This window comes from Gaoshiqia sediminis (assembly GCF_025907915.1).
Taxonomy (GTDB): Bacteria; Bacteroidota; Bacteroidia; order Bacteroidales; family Prolixibacteraceae; genus Gaoshiqia; species Gaoshiqia sediminis.
This window is the reverse complement of sequence record NZ_JAPAAF010000129.1, coordinates 1-401: the sequence shown is the minus strand read 5'-3', so window position 1 is coordinate 401 and position 401 is coordinate 1. Positions and strand designations below refer to the sequence as shown.

The window sequence follows — 401 nt, the reverse complement described above, 5'->3', positions numbered from 1 at the left end:
AAAAAGTTGAACAAAATTGCTGTGATTGGGCCCAATGCCAACGACGAAGTGATGTTGTGGGGCAACTATAACGGAACACCCATTGAAACCATTTCCATTCTCGAAGGCATCAAAACAAAGCTGCCCGAAAAGAAGATTTTCTACGACAAAGGCTGTGACCTGGTTGAGGACAAAGTGACCGAAAGCTATTTTTCGCAACTTACATTCGAAGGGAAACCAGGGTTTAAAGCCACCTACTGGAATAATCCCGACCGGGAAGGACAACCCGTTGTTTCGCAACAAATAAGCAGTGCAATTAAGAAAACAACTGCCGGTCAGCATGAGTTTGCTTCGGGTGTAAAGCTCGAAGGTTTTTCGGCCTTGTTCGAAACTGAGTTCGTACCGGAAAAAACGGAGGAGCT

The 401-nt window shown here is 45.4% G+C and carries 1 pseudogene; it reads left to right on the top strand.

The features are described 5' to 3' along the window. Positions 1-401: pseudogene (locus N2K84_RS20275) on the top strand (glycoside hydrolase family 3 protein); the annotation flags it as partial.